The sequence below is a fragment of the Denitrovibrio acetiphilus DSM 12809 genome (assembly GCF_000025725.1).
Classification (GTDB): Bacteria; Chrysiogenota; Deferribacteres; order Deferribacterales; family Geovibrionaceae; genus Denitrovibrio; species Denitrovibrio acetiphilus.
On sequence record NC_013943.1, the window covers coordinates 308,726 to 328,865 of the forward strand.

The 20,140-nt window shown below is 44.0% G+C and carries 27 protein-coding genes; 18 read left to right on the forward strand and 9 right to left on the reverse strand.

Annotation, left to right across the window (positions count from 1 at the left end):
- Nucleotides 1–22 precede the first annotated feature (22 nt).
- From DACET_RS01440 to DACET_RS01485, 10 genes are all read left to right on the forward strand, one after another.
- Nucleotides 23–721 (forward strand): flagellar hook assembly protein FlgD, encoded by a 699-nt coding sequence (locus tag DACET_RS01440; RefSeq protein WP_013009633.1) that lies wholly within the window; start codon nucleotides 23–25, stop codon nucleotides 719–721.
- Entirely contained in the window at nucleotides 722–3,211 is a 2,490-nt protein-coding gene (locus DACET_RS01445) for a flagellar hook-basal body complex protein (RefSeq protein WP_013009634.1), read from the forward strand. It abuts the gene before it with no gap.
- A gap of 231 nt (nucleotides 3,212–3,442) precedes the next feature.
- Nucleotides 3,443–4,207, forward strand: coding sequence for a motility protein A (locus DACET_RS01450; RefSeq protein WP_013009635.1), 765 nt, complete (start codon nucleotides 3,443–3,445; stop codon nucleotides 4,205–4,207).
- A gap of 47 nt (nucleotides 4,208–4,254) precedes the next feature.
- Nucleotides 4,255–4,998: an OmpA/MotB family protein gene (locus DACET_RS01455; protein WP_013009636.1), complete on the forward strand. Its 744-nt coding sequence runs from the start codon at nucleotides 4,255–4,257 to the stop codon at nucleotides 4,996–4,998.
- Between the two features lie 4 nt (nucleotides 4,999–5,002).
- Nucleotides 5,003–5,536: a flagellar basal body-associated FliL family protein gene (locus tag DACET_RS01460; RefSeq protein ID WP_013009637.1), complete on the forward strand. Its 534-nt coding sequence runs from the start codon at nucleotides 5,003–5,005 to the stop codon at nucleotides 5,534–5,536.
- Between the two features lie 9 nt (nucleotides 5,537–5,545).
- Nucleotides 5,546–5,833 (forward strand): FliM/FliN family flagellar motor switch protein, encoded by a 288-nt coding sequence (locus tag DACET_RS01465; protein ID WP_013009638.1) that lies wholly within the window; start codon nucleotides 5,546–5,548, stop codon nucleotides 5,831–5,833.
- Nucleotides 5,817–6,599, forward strand: coding sequence for a FliO/MopB family protein (locus tag DACET_RS01470; RefSeq protein ID WP_013009639.1), 783 nt, complete (start codon nucleotides 5,817–5,819; stop codon nucleotides 6,597–6,599). Before DACET_RS01465 ends, DACET_RS01470 begins: the two co-directional genes overlap by 17 nt.
- On the forward strand, nucleotides 6,599–7,330 hold the full coding sequence (fliP, locus tag DACET_RS01475; protein WP_013009640.1) for a flagellar type III secretion system pore protein FliP: 732 nt from the start codon (nucleotides 6,599–6,601) through the stop codon (nucleotides 7,328–7,330). Before DACET_RS01470 ends, fliP begins: the two co-directional genes overlap by 1 nt.
- Nucleotides 7,331–7,333: 3 nt before the next feature.
- The gene (gene fliQ, locus DACET_RS01480; RefSeq protein WP_013009641.1) at nucleotides 7,334–7,606 is read left to right on the forward strand and encodes a flagellar biosynthesis protein FliQ; all 273 of its coding nucleotides are present in this window, start codon (nucleotides 7,334–7,336) and stop codon (nucleotides 7,604–7,606) included.
- Nucleotides 7,603–8,958 carry a caspase family protein gene (locus DACET_RS01485; protein ID WP_013009642.1) on the forward strand — a complete coding sequence of 452 codons (1,356 nt, stop codon included), beginning with the start codon at nucleotides 7,603–7,605 and terminating at the stop codon, nucleotides 8,956–8,958. The genes fliQ and DACET_RS01485 overlap by 4 nt, the downstream gene beginning before the upstream one ends.
- Here the strand turns inward: DACET_RS01485 and DACET_RS01490 are convergent.
- From DACET_RS01490 to DACET_RS01515, 6 genes are read right to left on the reverse strand one after another with little or no spacing between them, the layout of a single operon-like run.
- A complete protein-coding gene (locus DACET_RS01490) occupies nucleotides 8,936–9,463 on the reverse strand; it encodes a flavin reductase family protein (RefSeq protein WP_013009643.1) in 528 nt (175 codons plus the stop codon). The two genes, DACET_RS01485 and DACET_RS01490, sit on opposite strands and share 23 nt — an antisense overlap.
- Before the next feature lies 1 nt (nucleotide 9,464).
- A complete protein-coding gene (locus DACET_RS01495) occupies nucleotides 9,465–9,710 on the reverse strand; it encodes a cytochrome c (RefSeq protein WP_013009644.1) in 246 nt (81 codons plus the stop codon).
- Between the two features lie 10 nt (nucleotides 9,711–9,720).
- Nucleotides 9,721–10,272: a phospholipase D-like domain-containing protein gene (locus DACET_RS01500; protein WP_169304166.1), complete on the reverse strand. Its 552-nt coding sequence runs from the start codon at nucleotides 10,270–10,272 to the stop codon at nucleotides 9,721–9,723.
- Entirely contained in the window at nucleotides 10,253–10,825 is a 573-nt protein-coding gene (gene yihA, locus DACET_RS01505) for a ribosome biogenesis GTP-binding protein YihA/YsxC (RefSeq protein ID WP_013009646.1), read from the reverse strand. Before yihA ends, DACET_RS01500 begins: the two co-directional genes overlap by 20 nt.
- Entirely contained in the window at nucleotides 10,815–11,669 is an 855-nt protein-coding gene (locus tag DACET_RS01510) for a DHH family phosphoesterase (RefSeq protein WP_013009647.1), read from the reverse strand. Before DACET_RS01510 ends, yihA begins: the two co-directional genes overlap by 11 nt.
- A gap of 27 nt (nucleotides 11,670–11,696) precedes the next feature.
- Nucleotides 11,697–12,116 (reverse strand): secondary thiamine-phosphate synthase enzyme YjbQ, encoded by a 420-nt coding sequence (locus DACET_RS01515; RefSeq protein WP_013009648.1) that lies wholly within the window; start codon nucleotides 12,114–12,116, stop codon nucleotides 11,697–11,699.
- Nucleotides 12,117–12,250: 134 nt separating this feature from the next.
- Here DACET_RS01515 and nikR point away from each other — a divergent pair, with 134 nt between their 5' ends.
- The 4 genes from nikR to DACET_RS01535 are packed head-to-tail and all read left to right on the forward strand — an operon-like array spanning nucleotide 12,251 to nucleotide 15,289.
- Nucleotides 12,251–12,670: a nickel-responsive transcriptional regulator NikR gene (gene nikR / locus DACET_RS01520; RefSeq protein ID WP_013009649.1), complete on the forward strand. Its 420-nt coding sequence runs from the start codon at nucleotides 12,251–12,253 to the stop codon at nucleotides 12,668–12,670.
- A 46-nt stretch (nucleotides 12,671–12,716) separates the two neighbouring features.
- On the forward strand, nucleotides 12,717–13,742 hold the full coding sequence (locus DACET_RS01525; RefSeq protein ID WP_013009650.1) for an energy-coupling factor ABC transporter permease: 1,026 nt from the start codon (nucleotides 12,717–12,719) through the stop codon (nucleotides 13,740–13,742).
- A complete protein-coding gene (gene cbiQ, locus DACET_RS01530) occupies nucleotides 13,743–14,552 on the forward strand; it encodes a cobalt ECF transporter T component CbiQ (protein ID WP_013009651.1) in 810 nt (269 codons plus the stop codon).
- On the forward strand, nucleotides 14,549–15,289 hold the full coding sequence (locus tag DACET_RS01535) for an energy-coupling factor ABC transporter ATP-binding protein (RefSeq protein WP_013009652.1): 741 nt from the start codon (nucleotides 14,549–14,551) through the stop codon (nucleotides 15,287–15,289). Before cbiQ ends, DACET_RS01535 begins: the two co-directional genes overlap by 4 nt.
- Here DACET_RS01535 and DACET_RS01540 read toward each other — a convergent pair whose 3' ends face one another.
- The 3 genes from DACET_RS01540 to DACET_RS01550 are packed head-to-tail and all read right to left on the reverse strand — an operon-like array spanning nucleotide 15,290 to nucleotide 17,439.
- On the reverse strand, nucleotides 15,290–15,511 hold the full coding sequence (locus DACET_RS01540; RefSeq protein ID WP_013009653.1) for a DUF2905 domain-containing protein: 222 nt from the start codon (nucleotides 15,509–15,511) through the stop codon (nucleotides 15,290–15,292).
- Nucleotides 15,508–16,086 carry an epoxyqueuosine reductase QueH gene (locus DACET_RS01545; RefSeq protein WP_013009654.1) on the reverse strand — a complete coding sequence of 193 codons (579 nt, stop codon included), beginning with the start codon at nucleotides 16,084–16,086 and terminating at the stop codon, nucleotides 15,508–15,510. Before DACET_RS01545 ends, DACET_RS01540 begins: the two co-directional genes overlap by 4 nt.
- On the reverse strand, nucleotides 16,087–17,439 hold the full coding sequence (locus DACET_RS01550) for a TrpB-like pyridoxal phosphate-dependent enzyme (protein ID WP_013009655.1): 1,353 nt from the start codon (nucleotides 17,437–17,439) through the stop codon (nucleotides 16,087–16,089).
- A 114-nt stretch (nucleotides 17,440–17,553) separates the two neighbouring features.
- Here DACET_RS01550 and DACET_RS01555 point away from each other — a divergent pair, with 114 nt between their 5' ends.
- The 4 genes from DACET_RS01555 (at nucleotide 17,554) to DACET_RS01570 (ending at nucleotide 20,063) form a co-directional block, all read left to right on the forward strand.
- Entirely contained in the window at nucleotides 17,554–18,117 is a 564-nt protein-coding gene (locus tag DACET_RS01555) for a DJ-1 family glyoxalase III (protein ID WP_013009656.1), read from the forward strand.
- 66 nt (nucleotides 18,118–18,183) lie between these two features.
- Nucleotides 18,184–18,774 (forward strand): hypothetical protein, encoded by a 591-nt coding sequence (locus DACET_RS01560; RefSeq protein WP_013009657.1) that lies wholly within the window; start codon nucleotides 18,184–18,186, stop codon nucleotides 18,772–18,774.
- An 11-nt stretch (nucleotides 18,775–18,785) separates the two neighbouring features.
- Nucleotides 18,786–19,478 carry a hypothetical protein gene (locus tag DACET_RS01565; protein ID WP_013009658.1) on the forward strand — a complete coding sequence of 231 codons (693 nt, stop codon included), beginning with the start codon at nucleotides 18,786–18,788 and terminating at the stop codon, nucleotides 19,476–19,478.
- 51 nt (nucleotides 19,479–19,529) lie between these two features.
- Nucleotides 19,530–20,063, forward strand: coding sequence for a hypothetical protein (locus tag DACET_RS01570; RefSeq protein WP_013009659.1), 534 nt, complete (start codon nucleotides 19,530–19,532; stop codon nucleotides 20,061–20,063).
- Nucleotides 20,064–20,140: the final 77 nt, after the last annotated feature.

Below are 20,140 nucleotides of genomic sequence, written 5' to 3' on the forward strand. Positions count from 1 at the left end.
AGGCATCTACCGGAGGGGAATTATGTTAGTAAGTAACACAACGACAGTCGACACAAAGCAATATGATACGTCAGATATCGAATATAACAACACTCAGGGAGAGCTGTCTCAGTCAGATTTTCTGAACCTGTTCATAACACAGCTTCAGAATCAGGATCCTACAGATCCTATGGACGACTCTGCCATGATGGAACAGACAGCAACATTTACACAGGTGGAACTGCTCACCAGTATGGAGAAAAGTCTCAGCGAGATAGCTGGCGGTGCGAGTAACCTGAATACGCAGCAGCTTATGATGTCTGCCTCTGGCTATATCGGAAAACTTGTGGAGTTTGATGGTAACAATACATACCTTTCTGATGGTGTAGCAGCAGTGTCATTTGAAGCAGAGGAAGTTCCATTTAAAACAACTGTAACGATTAAAGACTCTGAAGGGAATTTTGTCAGAAGTTTTTCCCCATCAGTTTCTGATACGGACATGAATACATTTTACTGGAATGGTACTGATGCCGATGGTAATGCTGTAGATGAAGGGAAATATACATTTTCAGTTGTTGCTATCGGTACAGATGGTGAAAAAATAGATGTTCATACATATGGTAACGGTCTGGTGACAGGAGTCAAAACCGTAGACGGGGAGCTTGTTTACGAAGTTGACGGAAGTGATATTCCTGCGGAAGATGTTACCTCAGTGAGAGATGCAACTCTCGGAGGTGCTTAAATGATGCGGTCACTCTACTCAGCCATTAGCGGTCTGAGTGTAAACCAACAGGCAATGGATGTTCTTGGTAACAACATTTCCAACGTTAATACAGTAGGTTATAAATCCGGTCGTGCTGTTTTTGAGGATATGCTCAGTCAGACACTCGTAGGCAGCACAGCGCCGTCGGACACTCTTGGTGGTACTAACTCAACTCAGGTTGGGCTTGGTACATCTCTTGCCGGAGTGGATACAATATTTGAAACAGGGAGTATGCAGAGCACTTCTGTCAATACTGATCTGGCTATTCAGGGGGATGGTTTCTTTGTTATCAAGGGAGCCGGATCCAGCGACCTTCTTTATACAAGGGCAGGAGATTTCAGGTTTGATACATCCGGTTCGCTTGTGACCTCTTCCGGCTTTTATGTTCAGGGGTGGATGGTCGATCCTGATACTGGTGAACTGCTTACAGAAGGCACCACAGAGGACATTGTCCTCAGCTCGGCATATCAGACAGCACAGGCGAAAGTAACTTCTGAAGCCAGTCTTGCAGGAGTCCTTGATACTGATGCAGACCCTAGTATCGTGTCATATCCTTCTCTTTTGCACTATGCTGATACAGGCGACAGTATTTTTCAGGTCTACAGTGATGATGGTGCGAACATGGATCTTGCGGATAACGAGTCTATTAAGGTGAAGGCTCATGGTACCGGCATGACGGAGATGGGGTACATATATAACACTTCTGATGTGAATCTTGATCTTGCCAGTGACCCGCAGCTTCTTGTTTATATCAATTCAAATCCGGTTACGCTTGAATATGGTGTGGATTTTAATACCATGGCAGAGCTTGCAAATGCACTTGAAACGCAGCTTAATACAGCCGCAGGTGCAGCGGATTTCTCAGTTGCTGTAGTTGACGGTACCATTAATGTTACAAGAAATACTGTTGTCGGTGCTAATGTTTCTATCGACTCATTCAGTGGTTCACCACTGTTGGCAGTGGCAATGTCCGACCTCGCATCTGTTTATGACGATGCAGGCGATACTAAATCCAGTGATGAAATGTACTACGAAAGTCAAATCTATGCCGGCAGAGATTTTACAACGCTGACAGAGCTTGCATCTGCAATTGAAGAGGCTATTGACGGTAACGTTATTCCTACAGATGAATTCAATGTCACTTATGACAGTGCTACAGGTCAGTTTAACTATGTAATAGACAATACGCTGAACTCTGCTCTCGGCACACTTAGGCTTTCTGGGTTCTCTCTGGATAAAGCTTACAGTGGGACAGTTTTTGAGAATAATATAGTTCCTGCCGGTGCAGTGATTGAAGCTGTATACGGTACTACAGATACGGAACTGAGCAATACATTTCTGCGTACAGCTCAGGATGACGACCCGCTGACAGAGCTTTTTACAAGTTCCGGCGACAGTCTTGGTCTTGACGCAACGGCTATTCTCCAGTTTTCTGCTGGTGTTGCGGGAGAGAATCTGGCTGGTACGGCAACTATTCCGGCAGCGACATCAACACTTGATGACCTGAGAGAAGCTATCGCTGCCTATATGGGATACGACTCTGCAACAGAAGACGATGTGTTACAGCACATTGCAAGCCTTGATAAAAATTCGGGCAAGCTTCAGATAACAGGGGAAAAAGGCAGCCCGAATGAAATAGACTTTGTGAAATTTGAAGTTGTCGGTTCAGGGACATATGACACTTTCTATGACTATTACGAGTATAATACTGTTCAGGAAGCCAAAGGCGGTACTCTGACAACATCTCAGACAATCTATGATGCTCAGGGTAATGCGCATACAGTGCAGTATAATTTTGAAATGTCTGACTCGCTTGATAATGTATGGAAGCTGACAGTTTCCACTCCTGATGATGGAGCTGAGATATCATTTAATGAAACAACGGGTAATCAGGTTTATATGCATTTTAATGCAAACGGATCTTTTAATTACCTTACAACTGAAAGTGGACAGAGAATAGCTTCCCTCTCAATGAACTATGATACAGGTGGCGGCGCCGGTGTTGTTTCAGATATTGAAATGGATCTCGGTACTGCCGGAAAATTTGACGGTATATACATATCCTCTGACGACAGCGGTATTACGAAGGCTGCTCAGGATGGATACGCCACAGGTCTTTTGGAGTCTACATTGTTTAACTCAAACGGAGAGATAATCGGTTACTATACTAACGGTCAGGTAGCAACTATCGCACAGATAGCTACTGCGACTTTTACAAACCCCGGAGGTCTTACTAAAGTTGGGGATACGACTTTTCAGAAATCATCAAACTCTGGTGATCCAGCAATAGGCAGACCTGGTACAGGTTTCAGAGGAAAAGTAGCCGCAGAGACACTTGAAAACTCGAATGTGGATCTTTCAACTGAGTTTGTTAATATGATCACTACACAAAGGGGATTTCAGGCGAATTCAAGAGTAATCACTACATCTGATGAGATGCTTCAGGAGCTCATGAGCCTTAAACGTTAATAAGTATGAAGTATCAGATTTTAAGGCCGCAGTTTTCATCAACTGCGGCTTTTTTTGTATTTATGTCTCTGTTTACAAATTTTCCGAAGCTTTATCAAAACATTATTTCTGTTGACTGATGCCTCGTAAGTCCTGTATCTTTAAGAGGAAAAGCTATATAATATCATTGCATTAATTCACCGGGCAGCGGGTTTGTGACTGCCGGCGGTGCAGATTAAATCTGGAGAACCTATGGATATCGCAACCATTGTTGGTACGTTACTGGCATACATACTCGTTGTTTCTGCGATGCTTATGGGAGCAGGTATCGGTCCTTATATTGATATTCCGTCTGTTCTCATTGTCATCGGAGGAGTGACCGGTATTGTCTTTATGAGTTTCCCTATGGACAAAGCTCTGGGACTTATAAAGTTTGCAATGAAGACTATCAAGTATCCACTTGATGATCCCGCGTCACTCATCTCTCAGCTGGTAGAGTTTGCTGTTAAGGCAAGACGTGACGGGATACTGTCTCTGGAGTCTGCCGAAGACGAGGTTAAAGACGAGTTCCTCAAAAAAGGGATCAGGCTCGCAGTGGACGGCACTGAACCCGAAGTTATAAAGAATATTCTGGAAACAGAACTTGAATACATGGTAAGCAGGCATAAGCTTGGTGCCAGTGTACTGGGCTGTATGGAAGCTTTTGGTCCTGCGATGGGTATGATAGGTACTCTTATCGGGCTTGTTGCTATGCTTCAGTCCATGGAGGATCCGAGCACAATCGGTCCTGCGATGGCTGTTGCCCTTCTTACTACTATGTACGGAGCTATGCTGGCAAACCTTTTTGCAGGTCCTTTCAGAATCAAAATCGAAGTACGCTCCGGTCAGGAACAGCTGCTCAGAGAGATTATGATCGGCGGTATTATGGCTATACAGGCGGGGGACAACCCAAGGATCGTTGAGCAGAAGCTGAACGCATATCTTCCGCCGTCACAGCGTAAGTCCCAGTTTGATTAAGGGCAGCCTTTAAGTTTAGAGGGTGTCGATAAACCCTCAGAGGATATATGGGAAAAAAGAAGTGCGAAGAGTGTAAACCGGGTGCTCCGATGTGGATGAGTACATTTAGTGATATGGCAACACTCCTTATGACATTTTTTATTCTGCTGCTTTCAATGGCTTCCATGGACAAGAGGAAGATCAAAGTTGCCCTTGGGTCTCTGCAAGGATCTCTCGGGGTGCTGAAAGAGGGCAATAAAACTGAGATGACTCAAGAAGATATAATGTCCAGACTCTCCTTTGTGCAGAATGTGCGTTCTGTTCAGAGAAAAGTAACAAAGAGTCTGCGTGAATATGTTAAAAGTGCGCAAATGTCGCAGGTTGTGACAATCGCCGAGACTAAGAAAGGCGTCTCTGTGCGCATACTCGACAAGATGCTTTTTAAATCCGGGAGTGCTGAAATTCTCGATCAGGGGAAGCCGCTTCTGGATAAGCTTGCGGCGGTTATAGAAGAATCACCTTTCAATATCATGGTGGAAGGTCATACTGATGACATCCCCATAAGTACAGCACTTTACCCTTCTAACTGGGAACTTTCTACGGCAAGAGCCGTTTCTGTGGTAAAATATTTCATGAGTAAAGATGTCAGTGCGCAGAGGCTTTCTGCCTCAGGTTATGCGGAATATCATCCCGTAACACCAAATATCAGCGCTGCAAGCAGAGAGAAAAACAGGCGTGTGGAGGTAAACTTCATCAGTCCTGAGCTTGCTGAGTCTAATAAACAAATCTTCGATGAAGAGAACGGGGAGTAGAATTATGGCAGAAGATGAAAAAGGGAAAGATGAAGAATCGTCTGAAGGAAAAAAGAAGAGCGGCGGTGCGCTGAAACTTATTATTGTAATACTGCTTTTGCTTATAATACTTGGAGTGCTTGGCGGGGCTGGCTATATGTTTTTTATGAAACCTAAGCCTGATGCCGCTGCCGAGGTTCAGCCTGCGAAAAAAGCAGCTGCACCCAAGAAAGAAGTGAAAGAGGGGGGCGGTATCGGCTCGCTTTATCCGCTCGAAAACTTCATTGTAAATATGGCTGACACCGGCGGTACAAGATATCTCCGTGTCACTCTCCAGCTTGAACTTGATGATACAAAAAAGTTTGCAGAAGCACTTGATATGCGCAAACCACAGCTCAGGGACGCTATTCTTACGGTGCTTGCGTCTAAAAGATATGAAGAGGTTAGCTCCGCTCAGGGGAAACTAATTCTTAAGCAGGAGCTTCTGCGGAGGCTGAACAGCCTTGTGACAGAGGGGACTATTGTAAACATATATTTCACTGAGTTTGTTGCTCAGTAAGGGGTTCGTATGACAGAGGTGGAACTTGCCAAGAATGAGTTTGGCGAGGTTCTTTTTGATATTGATGTTGAGCTTGGGCGTAAGATGGTAAAAGTGCGTGAACTGCTCAACTGGGAAAAAGGGACTATACTTAAGTTTACGAAAACGTCCGGTGAGCCTGTGGATTTTCTCGTTAACGGCAAGCCGCTGGCACTGGGTGAAATAATGGTTTTGGACGAACGATTTGCAGTTCGGATTACAGAAATACTGGAAAAGGAAGACCTCACAGAGATGTACAAGAATGGCATGTACCGTTAGATATCTGCTGCTTTTCATTCTGCTGACAAGTGTACCCGCAATGGCTGCGGGTGTCATATATGATGTGGATAACAGCAGTCTGAGCATAAAAATCAGCTTCAGCAAAGGTTACTCAAATGTAAATACCCTGAAGCTGGATAAAAGCTATGTCATAAGCTTTGAGACGAACGAGGAACTGAGTTTTGAACAGACATTCTGGGATATGCCTGTTAAGTCTGCTTATGTAACCTCGGACGGTACAAGAAAGCGTTTCATTGCTGAGTTTGACAGAGACGTTATTGTTCCTGAAGTCAGCTCACAGGAAGGTCTTTTAAAGATAAACTTCCCATTTCCGAAAGGAACTGTGGAAGAACCTCTTGTCGGTACAAAAGCATACGCAAAGATGATATGGGGACTTCTCATTATTCTTGCTGTTATGCTGTTTTCTTTCTGGCTTTTGAAATCGTTTTTCAAAAAACAAGTTCTTACTGATATACCCGGGACAGGGCGGCTGCTCGGGAAGGCAGATCTTGACATCAGAAAGAGCCTTTATTTCTACGAAATAGACGAAACAATATACATCATAGGTGTAACAGATGCATCTATGAACCTAATAGATAAGATAAGCGGAGAGGATGAAGCATCGCGCATCAAGGCAGGTTTTTCTAAGAAGAATGATTTTTCATCATATATGCATTTCTTTAAAAAACAGCCGAGTATCAAAGATGAAGTTGAAATATCCAGAACCACAATAAACGAGAGGTTAAAGTCATTAAGAAAACGCTGATGGTGCTGTTTCTGCTGGCTATCCCATTCACAGCGGTGCTGGCGGCAGACCCTATACCTTTTCCCGCTTTCAGATTCGGCATGGAGCAGGCGAATAGCCCGCAGGATGTTGCTGTCACTATACAAATAATGCTGCTCATGACTTTTATCTCAATCGCTCCCGGATTTCTTGTTCTTATGACGTCATTTACAAGGATTGTGATAGTTTTTTCATTGCTAAGAACAGCGATGGGGACAAGCCAGATGCCCCCCAATCAGGTGCTTTTGAGTCTGGCGCTTATTCTGACATTTTATATTATGAATCCAGTGTTTACAGAGATGTATAATAAAGGATTGGGGCCATATTTTGAAGAGACTATAACATTTCAGGAGATGGTTTCCGAAGTTAAGAAGCCGTTGCGTAAATTTATGCTTTATAATACAAGAAAGCAGGATGTCCGCACATTTCTCAGTATCAGCGGAGAGGCGAGACCGAAAACTGCTGACGATATACCAGATCTCGTGCTTTTGTCCTCCTTTGTAGTGAGTGAGCTTACCACAGCGTTCCAGATGGGATTTTTGCTTTTTCTGCCTTTTCTTATCATAGATTTTGTTGTGGCGAGTGTGCTTTTGTCCATGGGTATGATGATGCTGCCCCCCGTAATGATATCTGTTCCGTTTAAGATAATGCTTTTTGTCCTGGTAGACGGGTGGGGGCTTATTGTAACCTCAATTGTGAAAAGTTTCGGGTGATATATGAGCGCTGACCTTGTTATTGACATGCTGGTTCAGGCACTGCAGCTCTCGCTTTTAGTTGCGGCTCCGATGCTGGGCATAGGACTCATTATCGGGCTTCTGATCAGTATATTTCAATCTGTAACGCAGATTCAGGAGATGACGCTGACATTTATACCTAAGATCATAGGTGTTGTTGTGGCTGTTATGGTTTTTGCGCCTTGGATGGTTGACAAGATGATGGTTTACACTATCAATCTCTTCACCAACCTTGGTCAGTACATAGGCAAATGAGTCCTCTCAGGCTGTTTCTGATATCATTTTTCGTTTTAGTTTCTTTACCTGTTCTGGCTGCTGACCGAGCTGCTGTCTCTGCCGACAGACTAGCGCAGATTACCGCTGATGAACTGTTCAGTGTTAGTGCGGCTTTTGTTGCAGGTTCGGAGAACTATTCCGGAGGGTGGGCGGAACTTTCCGGAGTGAGAGATGATGTGCGCGATGTTGCAGAACTGCTGAAAGATGCGGGATTTACAGTTGAAACAAATATCAACCTTACCAGACAGGGTTACATAGACGCCCTTGATAAATTCTTCAGAAAATATGCCGGTAACAGAAAAGCAAGGCTGCTTGTTTATTACGCTGGTCATGGTCATACTCTTAAAACCAACGAGGATAAAACCGGATATATTGTCCTCAGCAATGCCAAGGTTCCAGATAGAGACCTGAAAGGCTTCCTTGCAGGGAGCATTCCTATGGATTATTTCTCTGACAGAGCTAAGTCACTTAAAGCAAAACAGGTACTTTTCGTATTTGACAGTTGTTTCTCAGGTACTGTCTTTTCGACTATGCGGTCTGTTCCTGCGCTGGTTCTGGAGATGCTGCAAAAGCCTGTAAGGCAGTTTATCTCTTCCGGAACGGACGAACAGATGGTTCCTGACGAATCAGTTTTCAGGAGACGCTTTGTGACCGGACTGCGTGGTGGGGCTGATTCAGATAAAAACGGCATTATCACTGGTTCGGAACTTGGGACATATTTGAACCGTTCGGTGTCTGCATACTCCGGCGGGACGCAAACTCCGGTTTTTGGAAAGATGCCGGGGTATGAAGGTGAGTTTGTTTTTTTCACTCCGAAAGAGAAGCCGGTTCTGGCTAAGAAGGCAGTGCCATCAACTGAAAAGGGAGAGCTTTTAGCAATAATCAAAGAAAATCCTCATTCACCGGCAGCCTCTGAGGCACTGAAAAGACTTCGTGAAATAGACAAAACCCTAAATAATCAACCACCTGTAAAAGTGCCCGAACGCAAAGACTTTGTGATGACTGCAAAATCTGCTCAATACGAGTCATTCGCAGATGATTTTTACCCATATGTTATTATTGCGCCTGTGCCTGTTACTGCGGGGGGGAAGTCATATAAGGCAGCTTTCAGGATAAGAGCGAAAGATGCGGAATCATACAAAAGACTTTCTGTGAGAAAATTTATGCTGAAGTCAGTGCTTGCCCGCAGGCTGGGTGAAGCCAACCTGCAGGAAGCTGATGATATGGTCGAATTCAGGAGAGCAATAAGGCAGATAGCCAGAGATTCTTCTGACTGGGTATGCCCTGATTGCAGTGATAGAATTCCTGCTATTGCAGGTCTAAAGGGTTGATGACAAGCTGTTCATACATGGCTTCTATCTCGCCTATGTAGAGTCTGTGGTAGTCATCTCCTTTATAGAGTTTATTTATGAAATCAGCCTGGAAATTTTTCGGATCCAGATCCTGAAAATACAGTTTTTTGCAAACCATAGCTATCTTTGTCTCTTCGAAATATATCCCGTCACCGTCAAAGACAGGTGTAAGACCAGCTTCTTTAACCTTGTCGATATCCCTGCCTGATTTTGTACCACAGAGATTCAGAGCGTCACGATACTGATCGTCGAAAAAGGACAAAGTATAGTGGTCGTGCTTTTCCATAAATTCATATGTGTATCTGTTCGGGCGAACGACGACAAAAGAAACATTCTTGTTCCACATGATGCCCATTCCGCCCCAGCTGGCAGTCATTGTATTGAACTTTTCTTTATTTCCAGCGGTAATAAGCATCCAGTCATCATTAATCATAGTGAAAGGGTTTCCCATCAGTTTTGATGGTTCTACTTCTTTGAATCTCATATTATTTTCCTCCTGCAAGAAATGCTGCAACAGCATTGGTTTCAGCCGATGAAATGCTGAGTCCGTGTTTTTTCATTCGTTTGATTGTGCTTTGCCATTGAGCTGTTGATTTTTTTTTATTTAATGAAAGTGACGAGCTGTGGCATCCTGAGCATTTGCTGTAGAATATGTTTTCGCCGCTCTCAGCCGCAGCATAAAGTGTTGCTGCCGATATTATAGCCAGAGTTACTAATGCTGTTTTTAACATGCCCGTCTCCTTAATTTATTGATTTTATATGCCGGATAGCATCTTTTGCCGTTTCCGGTGAAACAATTCTCGCAGTCAGCTCTCTGTTGTATTTAAGAGCACTGTTAGTATAGTTATGACTGCCGATGTAAGTTATCTCACCGTCAACAACGAGGCACTTGGTGTGCATCCTGTTGTCCGGTTTGTCGTAAACAACTTTAATACCATGTTTACTGAATTCTGTGCCAGTCTTTTTGTTTTCGGTGTCAACAAAGTCACCGCCGTCTGATGCTTCCAGTGCAACGTATATGCTGACGCCCCTGTCAGCTGCATCTGTTATAGATTTCTTTAGAAGCCCTGCGCCCCTGCTGATGTTGTCATAGGACTTAAACATGTACATAGCGGCATAGATGCTGTTCTGAGCGTTTGCTATGTCTTTTGCAAGAGCAGTTTCGAGTTCGCTGTCCTGAAGAATTGTAACTTTCGCGTCATGTTCTCTGGTATTTGCGGTTACATTCGCGTATATGAAAAAACATATCAGCCCTGCAAGGGTGAGCAGAAGTTTAAGATGTGATTTCTTCAATTTTTTCCCAGACATCTTCTTTCCCTTTTTTGCTGAGAGAAGAGAAAATCAGAAAATCTTCCCTTGGCATATTAAGCTGTTTGCTTATTTTCGCAAGCCTTGATATCTGTTGGTTGTTTGAGAGTTTATCGCATTTTGTAAGTGCTATCAGAGCTTTTACATTATAATGCTGAAGCCAGTAAAGCATACCGAGGTCGTCTTCGTTAGGGTCTCTTCGTATGTCAAGTATCAGTACGCATGCACTGAGCTGAGTTCTTTCGGTGAAGTAATTTTCTATGGTTTCGCCCCACTGAGCTTTTTCAGCTTTGGAAACTTTTGCAAATCCGTACCCCGGCAGGTCTACCAGCATTATACGGTCAGATACCAGAAAAAAGTTAACCAGACGGGTTTTACCAGGTGTTTTGCCGACTTTTACGAGTTTTTTTGTACCCAGCAGGGTGTTAATCATGCTGGATTTTCCGACATTACTTCGTCCGGCAAAAGCTATTTCAGGGAATTCTGTCTCAGGGTATCCTTTCGGCTCTTTTGCCGATGTAATAAATTCAGCTTTCATCAAGTATCCCCGCATTTTTCAGGAAATCCATAGTATTAAATTCGAAGTCCAGCGAGAAACCAGCGGCATTTTTATGTCCGCCTCCGCCGTTCATCTCTGCTATTGTGCGCACATCAACATCTTTCCTTGAGCGGAGGGAGACTTTTCTTCTCTGCATGTTGATAAGCACGACATAGTCCACGCCTATCTCCTGAATGATGTAATTGCCGAGTTCGGAATTATATTCTTCTGCGTAGACCAAAGCGATATCCATTCCTTGAGCATCTTTAAGCATTTCGATTGATTTGCCGGCAGCGTAAAGGTATTTATCCCGTCTCTCAGTTTCCAGTTCAACGATGAGTGCTTCGTCCTCTGTGAACCCATTAAATCCTCTTCTGGAAAACCTTTCAAGGTATCGCTCAACACCGAGCTTCATAAAGAGCATGTTCATCTGAAGACTTTCTTTGCGTTTCAGATGCCACATATCATAGTCGTTAACGCACTCCACAAGGTCTTTGTATTCACTGACGTCAATACCCTGTCCTTCGAGCCATTCGTACGTGAGCATGGTAGCGCATTTTGTAATGTCGTGAACAGTGGGGGTTAGCTCTGTCAGCCAGTCTGATGTTTCGTGATGGTCTATGACGAGCACTTCAATCTCGCCAAGAATTTCCTTAAGTCCTCTTTTGCTCGGGGACATATCTGTGATAAGGATCTGGTCATATTTACGGAGGCTGACTTCCTCCAGAATCAGATCTATTTCGTTATAGTTACAGAAGGTGTGGTCCACGTCTTTAAGGAAGCGCTTGGTGAGCACTCCGCATGTTACACCGTCTAGGTCATTGTGAGATATATGTAAGATCAATTTTTACTCCGGTTTGTATTATAGAAATTATTCGCCGATTATCTTAACAAGGACACGTTTTCGCCTTTTACCGTCAAATTCGCCATAAAATATACACTCCCACGGTCCGAAGTCAAGCTCCCCATCTGTCACAGCAACAACGACCTCACGCCCCATTATCTGCCTTTTGTGGTGGGCGTCTCCGTTGTCTTCCCCAGTGAGGTTGTGGCGATATCTTAAGAGAGGTTCGTGGGGAGCAAGCTCCTCCAGCCAGTCTTTATAGTCCTGATGCAGTCCGCTTTCGTTATCGTTAATGAAGACTGAAGCGGTGATATGCATAGCGTTGACAAGGCATAGACCTTCCTTTATGCCGCTTTCACGGACGCATTGTGTGATTTCATTAGTGATATTAATGAATTCCATTCTTTTTCCGGTGTTGAACCAGAGCTCTTTACGAAATGATTGCATCTGTCCCTCTTCCCTTGAAATATAAACTGCTTGGCAGATTGATGCAAGTTTATTAAAAAAAATATAAAATTGACACTTATCATATAATCTTTTGTATGGTATTAATCTTCTATTAAAAGTATTACTGGGTGTTTATGATGTCTAAGGTGTCCAGAATCAGTATATCTATTGAAGAGACGCTCCTTGAGAAGTTTGAAAAATTTCTCGAAGATAACAACTTTCCTTCACGGTCTGAAGGGATCAAATACCTTATAAGAAGTCTTCTGGTTGAGCAGGAGTGGGCTGCGGGAACAAATATTGCAGCATCACTTAGCATCGTTTACGATCACCACAAAAGCGGGCTAATGGAAAAGCTTGTTTCTATTCAGCATGACTTCGAACAGCTTGTTGTGTGTTCTCAGCATGTTCATCTTGACCATCTGAACTGCATGGAAGTTCTTGTGCTGAAGGGTGACGCTGCCGAGGTTAAAGAGCTTCATACCAGGCTTATGTCTGTTAAGGGGTTGAAACACTGCTCTCTTATGAAGGGTACAACCGGAGAGAATGTCGGCTGACCCTGAGAAGCACTATCCTTTTTTATTATCTTACCGGAGGTGCATCATGCATATGGCAGATGCGTTACTTTCTTCTGCTGTCGGGGCGGCAGGGTGGGCTGTTTCAGCCGGGCTTATAGCTTATAGTTCCCGCAAATTAAATGATAATTTCGATGAAAAAAGAGTTCCGCTTATGGGTGTTTTGGCAGCATTCATATTTGCGGCTCAGATGATAAATTTCACGATTCCGGCAACAGGCTCCAGCGGTCATCTTGCGGGGGCACTGTTACTTGCATTTCTTTTGGGACCTTATGCTGGGTTTATATCTATTGCTTCTGTGCTGACTGTACAGGCATTTTTCTTCGCAGACGGCGGAATACTTGCTCTAGGCTGCAACATGATAAATATGGGAGCATTCGCCTGTTTTATCGTATATCCAGTGGTCAAACACACACTTTTGAAAGATAACCCTACGAAATCTAAAATTATAATCGGATCGGTGCTGGGGTCTATTATTGGACTTCAGATGGGAGCTTTTGCTGTGGTTCTTGAAACAAGAGCTTCCGGAATATCAGAGCTTCCTTTCGGCACGTTTTTACTGCTGATGCAGCCTGTACATCTTGCGATAGGTGTTGTCGAAGGGGTTGTTACGGCAACGGTTGTCCTGTTTGTATGGGGCAACAGACCAGAGTTGCTTACAGCAGAAAAGGTCGGTTCACACAGCATAACAAGAGTTATTGTCAGTCTTTTAGTAGCTGCCGTTTTTACAGGCGGTGTCCTGAGCTGGTTTGCCTCTGCAAACCCTGACGGGCTCGAATGGTCTATGTTTAAAACATCTGGTCAGGAAGAACTTGCGGCGCCCGATAGGGGACTTTATAACTCGCTCAACTCTTTGCAGGAGAATTCATCTTTTCTCCCTGGTTACGACTTTAAACCGCCGGTGGGTGCTGAAAGTTCAGATAAAGCATGGGGCAGTGTGAGCGCAGGTACGAGTCTGGCAGGCATTCTAGGCAGCTTGATAACGCTGGTACTGACTTTTGCAGCGGGAGTGCTGTTCAGGAAGAAAAGCAGTTTGCTGACTGCAAAGAAATAGATGTCAAAACTACAGAAGCAGTTTCTGAGGGTAGAATATATTGATGAGCTTGCAAGGCAGCAAAGTCCGGTGCATTCCGTTGAGCCCCTCGCTAAACTTATTACGACCCTCTTTTTCATTATTACAGTTGTCTCTTTCGACAGATATTCTCTGACTCCACTTTTTCCTTTTCTGCTATTTCCTGTGGTAATGATATCAGTCGGTGGACTGCCTTTGTGGTATATCGTGAAGAGTGTGCTGATCGTATCACCGTTTGCAGTTTTAGTGGGGATATTTAACCCTATCATAGATCACAGTGTTGTGGCACATGTGTTTGGGGTTGATATAACAGGGGGTTGGTTGTCATTCTTGTCGATACTCCTTCGCTTTGTGCTTACAGTATCATCTGTTCTGGTGCTTATCAGCCTGACCGGGTTTAATTCTGTCTGCGGGGCGCTTGAGAGACTGCGAGTGCCGAAGCCTTTTGTTGTTCAGCTTATGTTCCTATACAGATACCTTTTTTTGCTGGTGGAGGAAGCAGGGCGTATGATAATGGCTAGAACTCTCCGGTCATTCGGCAGGGGAGACGGGTTCCGTGTTTATACCTCTCTGCTGGGGCATCTGCTGCTCAGAGCTATGGACAGAGCACAGAGGATACATCTTGCCATGTATTCCAGAGGTTTCAGTGGCAATATCCATATGATAAAAAGAAGCAGATTCGGACTTAAGGATGCTCTTTTTGTTATTATATGGGTCAGTATCTTTATATTATTCAGAATATATAACATACCGCTTCTCTTGGGCGGTGTTTTTACGGGGTTAGCATCATGAGTCATCATCTGGTTGAAGTCAAAGACCTATTTTATAACTATCCTGACGGGAGCGAAGTTCTGAGCGGCATCTCTTTCAGGATCACTCACGGGGAATCTGTTGCGATAGTAGGCGAAAACGGCGCGGGGAAGTCAACTCTTCTCCTGCATCTGAACGGTTACTATGCTCCTGCAAAAGGCGAGGTGAGGGTCGGTGATATGCCGGTGGTGAAATCAACACTTAATGAGATACGCAAAACTGTCGGTATGCTCTTTCAGGACTCTGACGACCAGCTTTTTATGCCCACTGTTTTTGATGATGTTGCTTTCGGACCCCTTAATCTAGGCATACCTGACGCAGAAGTTGAGAGGAAAGTTGCACAGGCGCTTGAATGCGCCGGCGTCCTGCATCTGAAGGAACGCAGTACGCATAAGCTTTCAACAGGAGAGAAGAAAGCTGTGGCATTTGCCGGAATCCTTGCTATGTCACCGGACATCCTTGTGCTGGACGAACCTTCCGCAAGCCTCGACCCGAAGGCGAGAAGACGAATGATTAAGATGCTGAAAAGTTTCACACATACGAAAATAATAGCTACGCACGATTTAGATATGGCATATGAACTCTGCGACAGAGTGATCGTGATGCATGAAGGAAAGATAGCTGCCGATGATACCCCTGACAATATATTTACCAATGATGAGCTTCTCGAGAGATGTATGCTGGAGAGACCTCTGAGCATGCAGGATGATGATTACTGATTATTTCCGGAAAAAGATGTTCAGGATTATCGTAATTACAATGCTTATTATAATAGAGGTCACTATGGGGAAATGAAAGGAGAAGTTATCTTTTTTTATATTGATGTCTCCGGGGAGCCTGCCAAAGTTTATGCCTGTCTTTGAGATCAGCAGAACTACAACACCGGCGACAATCAATATTATTCCAACTGTTATAAGCATTTTGCCAAAGTCAAAATTCATTTAAGGAACTCTCTTATCTCTTTCCCTTCTGCGAAACGTTTGCTCAACTGCTGTCTGTATCTCTCCTCTTCGGAATAGATGCATCCGCAGTACTGCTGACGGTACATTCCACGTTTTTTTGAGGTTTCAATGCCCTCCTGCCATCCTGTGCGGTAGTCTTCATAATGAAATATTATCTTATATTTCTTTGCTGCCAGTTCGCAGAATTCCTTCATAAGCTCGTGGTCCTGCCACCTGCTATACATCAGAGTTGTTGTGAATGCATCAAATTTGCCTCTGGAAGCTATCTGGGCAGTATTTTCTATGCGCACCTGATAGCAGTATCTACACCGTGCATCCTCTCTGAATGAGGCGGATCTGGTGAATTCTGTCAGACCGTAGGTTTCGTCAATGATAGTTTTCAAACTTTCATCGTCGTTGAATTTTCTGAGAGTTTCAAGGCGCTTATAATATTCTGTTACAGGATGTATGTTAGGGTTAAACCAGTAACCCATAATGCTGTGCCCCTGTTCCTTCAGCACCCTGACAGGATAGACCGAACAGGGACCGCAGCATTGATGAAGTAATATTTTCATTTAGTCTAGATCAACTTTAGGAAGGCTTCTGAGAGATTTTTCTATCTCTTCCTCCGGGTAGGAGTAATCCTCAAGTTTGCCTTCGTAATATGCATCATAGGATGCCATGTCAAAATGCCCGTGACCGGAAAGGCAGAATAAGAGCGATTTGGATTCGCCTCTTTCGTCACATGCCAGAGCTTCTTTCGCTGCTCCTGCGATGGCATGGGATGATTCCGGTGCGGGGATGATTCCTTCTGTTTTTGCGAAAAGTGTGCCGTATTTGAAGACATCCAGCTGACCGATGCTTCTTGCATCTATCAGCCCCTGCTTATACATAGCGCTTACAATAGGGCTGTCGCCGTGGTATCTGAGCCCGCCTGCATGGATAGCAGGAGGCATAAAGTCGTGACCGAGAGTATACATCTGCATAATAGGTGTCATCTTGCCCACGTCACCGTAATCGAAAGTGTATTCACCTTTGGTCAGAGTAGGGCATGAGATAGGCTCCATGGCAACACACTCGACTTTTTTGCCGTCCATTTTATCTTTGACAAAAGGGGCTGCAATGCCGCCGAAGTTTGAACCGCCGCCGCATGATGCAAAGACCATATCAGGGTAGTCCCCTCCGATTTCCATCTGTTTTTTAGCTTCCAGTCCGATGAGTGACTGATGTATTATTACGTGGTTCAGTACAGAGCCTAGAGCGTAGTTGGTGTCGCTGTTGCTCGCTGCCTCTTCCACTGCTTCGCTGATAGCAAGACCGAGTGAGCCGTGTGACTGAGGGTCGCGCTCAAGTTCCGCCCGTCCTGCATTTGTCAGGTTGGAAGGCGAGGGGATAACCTCTGCTCCGAACATGTTCATGAAAGATTTTCTGTATGGTTTCTGGAAGTAGCTGACCTTAACCATATAAACCCTGAGAGACATCTCAAAGATCGATGTGGCATAAGACAGCGCACTCCCCCACTGACCGGCACCTGTTTCAGTGGTCAGTTTGTTGATACCTGATATTTTATTATAATATGCCTGTGGAACAGCCGTATTTGTTTTGTGACTGCCTGCCGGCGACCCGCCTTCGTATTTGTAATAGATTCTGCACTTTGTACCCAGTGCTTTTTCGAGTCTTTCGGCACGGACAACGGGTGAAGGACGCCATATTGTGAGTATGTCCAGCACTTCTTCAGGTATGTCTATGTGGCGCTGAGCGCTCATTTCCTGCTCAAGGATAGGTCCGGGGAAGATTGCAAGCATCTCTTCCGGTGTGGCCGGTTTGCCTGTTGCAGGGCTTATGGGCGGTGCAAGCTGCGGCAGGTCTGCCAATATGTTATACCATTGTGTGGGCATATCGCTTGGATTCAGATAAATCTTTTTCATAACGTATCCTTCTCTTGATTTTTTGAATAAACGTACCAAGATTTTACAATAATAAGGTATGGTATTTCAACCATTTTTGGTATTCTGTGAAAATATATAGCAATGAGGTGGAAAATGGGAAAAGTAATTGTTGTTTTGGCAGATGGATTTGAAGAGATCGAGGCTGTCAGTGTTATTGATATTTTACGCAGGGCGGATGTTGAGGTTTGCGCTGCCGGTGTTAAAGATGGCAATGTAAAAGGCGCTCACGGACTCATAGTAAAGCCTGATTCCACTCTGGAAGACATAGATGAAGACGATTATGACATGATAGTTCTCCCCGGGGGGGCTGTCGGTGCAGAAAATATTGGCAAGAGCAAAGATGCGGACGATATTCTTCGCAAATTCAAAAAAGATGATAAATATATTGCAGCGATATGTGCAGCGCCTAAGATTCTTGCTGATAAAGGTCTGCTGAATGGATGTATGGCTACAAGTTACCCCTCTTTTAAAGATGCAGTAGCGAAAGATAGTGACTATCAGGAAGCTATTGTTGTTGTTGATGAAAATATCATCACCAGCAGAGGTCCGGCAACTGCCGCAGAGTTTGCATTTACCCTCGTTGAACTGCTGGTGGAAGAAGACACTGCCGAAAAACTTCGTGAAGGTATGCTTTTTACTGATGATGACTGTGAATAGTTAGGATATATTTTCCACATAATTCAGGCTCACTTTTTGCTACGTTCTGTTGAATGGAGGTGAGCCATGAATAACGCAATCGTGGTTAATGACAGTATTTCGCCTTCGACGCAATACAATGTAAACCGCAAAAGCACTAATGACGGCTATAGTACATCGTTCAGAGACGCTATGGCAGCAAACACTCGTTCATCAGAAGATGAGGTAAATATTTCCTCGTCTGCAACAGACCGGCTCAGGGATGATGTCAGTTTTGAAGCAGACCATACTGAAAGTGACGAGGCACAGTCTGAAATAGACGATATCTTTGTTCGCATCAATGAACTTCTTATGCTCAAATATCTTTTAAAATACACCGGAGAGGAAGAAGAGGAGGACGATCAGTCTGACGAATCCGGTGAAAGCGGCATCGTAGATGAAAGTTCCGCAACCGAGGAGGATGAAGCCCGTTACGAATACACTAAGATTCTGAGAGAGATCGAGCGTACGAAAGAAGAAGCTCTTGAAAGATTAGGGACTGACAAAAACAGATATGCCCTTGCTATTGAAGCCTATAATAAAGTTCAGCAGACTGATGGGAATAGCTCCGGAAAAATCCAGATAAACAATAGTGTACTTGAGAGCGCCGAAGAAAATTCTGCGAATTCTACAGCCTGAGAGGTCAAGCCATGAATGTCGATAATGCAAATAGTTACAGTAATGAAGTTTCAGTAAGTACGGCAGATTCAAATGCCGAAAAAATGTCACAGCACAAAAGCTTCAGTAATAATATTTCTAACTATAGTCGCTCAGGGGAGATCTCTCTTAATAATGAGGGTCAAAGGGCGGCAGATAAATCTGCTGTTTTTGAAAGCCTCCTGACGGAAATGATGCAGGAAGGCAACACGCAGATAAGTGTTAAGCAGGTGCAGATTACAGGCCCAAGGCTGGCTGACAGAGACGGTGCGGATGATTATGACAACCTGAAGGAACTTTGCGAGCGCCTCGGGTATATGCTTGATCTGCTGTTTATAAGGAATGGCATACCAAAAGACCCGCCTGTTGAAATAGGATTTTCTTATACCAGCACTGAAATACAGATAAAAGGGGACAGGGACGATATCGAAGAGCTGACCAGACTGATTAGCGAAGATCCCGATATCGTAGATCAGATAAACAATGTTCTTACACTCGCAGGAAGTCTTATCAATATTGCTGAAAGTCTCAGATTTCAGTCTGAGTACCGCACCAGTGACGATCCGGAAGCTATTGTAAGTAAGTATTCACATCTATTTGAAGACGGCAGAGAAGTTCATAAGGCTATTTTGTCATACGGAGACGGACTGTCACTCGTTTCAGACGGAAATATCTATTCACTATAATAACATTAAACTTGGCGTGCCTCTTGCTTTATATGAAGTGAGAGGTGCGTTATGGATCACGATTTTTCAAATTTTAACAACTCCGGCGGCAAGCGTCAAAAAGAGCGTGGATACATTCAAGACATTGATGCATCAGGCGTTTTACTAAATACACTTACGGCATTTGAAGAGATTGATAAGCTGGAAAATCTGGCTGTTAATGATGAAGTTGTAGAGGAATCCATAGAGTCATTTCTTCCGAGTCTGGAAAATATCATGGAATTCTCTTCCTACCTGCGTGATAAAATAGAATTCATACTTAATATGAACGGATTAGCCAACGATCCTGCTTTTGTTATCGACACTTCGAAGAGCGGCAAAAAAGTCAGCCTGAGTGGTGACAGAAAAGATTTGCGTAAGGTAAGCAGGCTTATTAATTCCGACAGTGAAACCCGAGATGGTCTTCTCACCCTCCTCAGTATAGCAGGACAAACTTACGAACTTTTACAATCCCTTGATAAAGAAGAGAAACCAGCTTTTAATGAATCTGCCCGTATCACGTACTTATACGGAGACGGATACCTCAGCCTCTATAAAGAAGGGTAATATAAATCTTTTTATAGGCAGGCTTCAGCTCATATGGCAGATGGTAAAGCAATTAACCATGAAGCTGTATCAGTTTA

Bases quoted from the DNA above. Each gene is read 5' to 3' on its own strand.
- DACET_RS01485 (WP_013009642.1), top strand. From the start codon at position 7,603: ATGAGTCCTCTCAGGCTGTTTCTGATATCATTTTTCGTTTTAGTTTCT.
- DACET_RS01445 (WP_013009634.1), top strand. From the start codon at position 722: ATGATGCGGTCACTCTACTCAGCCATTAGCGGTCTGAGTGTAAACCAA.
- DACET_RS01515 (WP_013009648.1), bottom strand. From the start codon at position 12,116: ATGCAATCATTTCGTAAAGAGCTCTGGTTCAACACCGGAAAAAGAATG.
- DACET_RS01555 (WP_013009656.1), top strand. From the start codon at position 17,554: ATGGGAAAAGTAATTGTTGTTTTGGCAGATGGATTTGAAGAGATCGAG.
- DACET_RS01525 (WP_013009650.1), top strand. From the start codon at position 12,717: ATGCATATGGCAGATGCGTTACTTTCTTCTGCTGTCGGGGCGGCAGGG.
- cbiQ (WP_013009651.1), top strand. From the start codon at position 13,743: ATGTCAAAACTACAGAAGCAGTTTCTGAGGGTAGAATATATTGATGAG.
- fliQ (WP_013009641.1), top strand. From the start codon at position 7,334: ATGAGCGCTGACCTTGTTATTGACATGCTGGTTCAGGCACTGCAGCTC.
- DACET_RS01550 (WP_013009655.1), bottom strand. From the start codon at position 17,439: ATGAAAAAGATTTATCTGAATCCAAGCGATATGCCCACACAATGGTAT.
- DACET_RS01455 (WP_013009636.1), top strand. From the start codon at position 4,255: ATGGGAAAAAAGAAGTGCGAAGAGTGTAAACCGGGTGCTCCGATGTGG.
- DACET_RS01495 (WP_013009644.1), bottom strand. From the start codon at position 9,710: ATGTTAAAAACAGCATTAGTAACTCTGGCTATAATATCGGCAGCAACA.
- nikR (WP_013009649.1), top strand. From the start codon at position 12,251: ATGATGTCTAAGGTGTCCAGAATCAGTATATCTATTGAAGAGACGCTC.
- DACET_RS01490 (WP_013009643.1), bottom strand. From the start codon at position 9,463: ATGAGATTCAAAGAAGTAGAACCATCAAAACTGATGGGAAACCCTTTC.
- fliP (WP_013009640.1), top strand. From the start codon at position 6,599: ATGGTGCTGTTTCTGCTGGCTATCCCATTCACAGCGGTGCTGGCGGCA.
- DACET_RS01440 (WP_013009633.1), top strand. From the start codon at position 23: ATGTTAGTAAGTAACACAACGACAGTCGACACAAAGCAATATGATACG.
- yihA (WP_013009646.1), bottom strand. From the start codon at position 10,825: ATGAAAGCTGAATTTATTACATCGGCAAAAGAGCCGAAAGGATACCCT.
- DACET_RS01535 (WP_013009652.1), top strand. From the start codon at position 14,549: ATGAGTCATCATCTGGTTGAAGTCAAAGACCTATTTTATAACTATCCT.
- DACET_RS01560 (WP_013009657.1), top strand. From the start codon at position 18,184: ATGAATAACGCAATCGTGGTTAATGACAGTATTTCGCCTTCGACGCAA.
- DACET_RS01450 (WP_013009635.1), top strand. From the start codon at position 3,443: ATGGATATCGCAACCATTGTTGGTACGTTACTGGCATACATACTCGTT.
- DACET_RS01565 (WP_013009658.1), top strand. From the start codon at position 18,786: ATGAATGTCGATAATGCAAATAGTTACAGTAATGAAGTTTCAGTAAGT.
- DACET_RS01540 (WP_013009653.1), bottom strand. From the start codon at position 15,511: ATGAATTTTGACTTTGGCAAAATGCTTATAACAGTTGGAATAATATTG.
- DACET_RS01465 (WP_013009638.1), top strand. From the start codon at position 5,546: ATGACAGAGGTGGAACTTGCCAAGAATGAGTTTGGCGAGGTTCTTTTT.
- DACET_RS01570 (WP_013009659.1), top strand. From the start codon at position 19,530: ATGGATCACGATTTTTCAAATTTTAACAACTCCGGCGGCAAGCGTCAA.
- DACET_RS01470 (WP_013009639.1), top strand. From the start codon at position 5,817: ATGGCATGTACCGTTAGATATCTGCTGCTTTTCATTCTGCTGACAAGT.
- DACET_RS01545 (WP_013009654.1), bottom strand. From the start codon at position 16,086: ATGAAAATATTACTTCATCAATGCTGCGGTCCCTGTTCGGTCTATCCT.
- DACET_RS01460 (WP_013009637.1), top strand. From the start codon at position 5,003: ATGGCAGAAGATGAAAAAGGGAAAGATGAAGAATCGTCTGAAGGAAAA.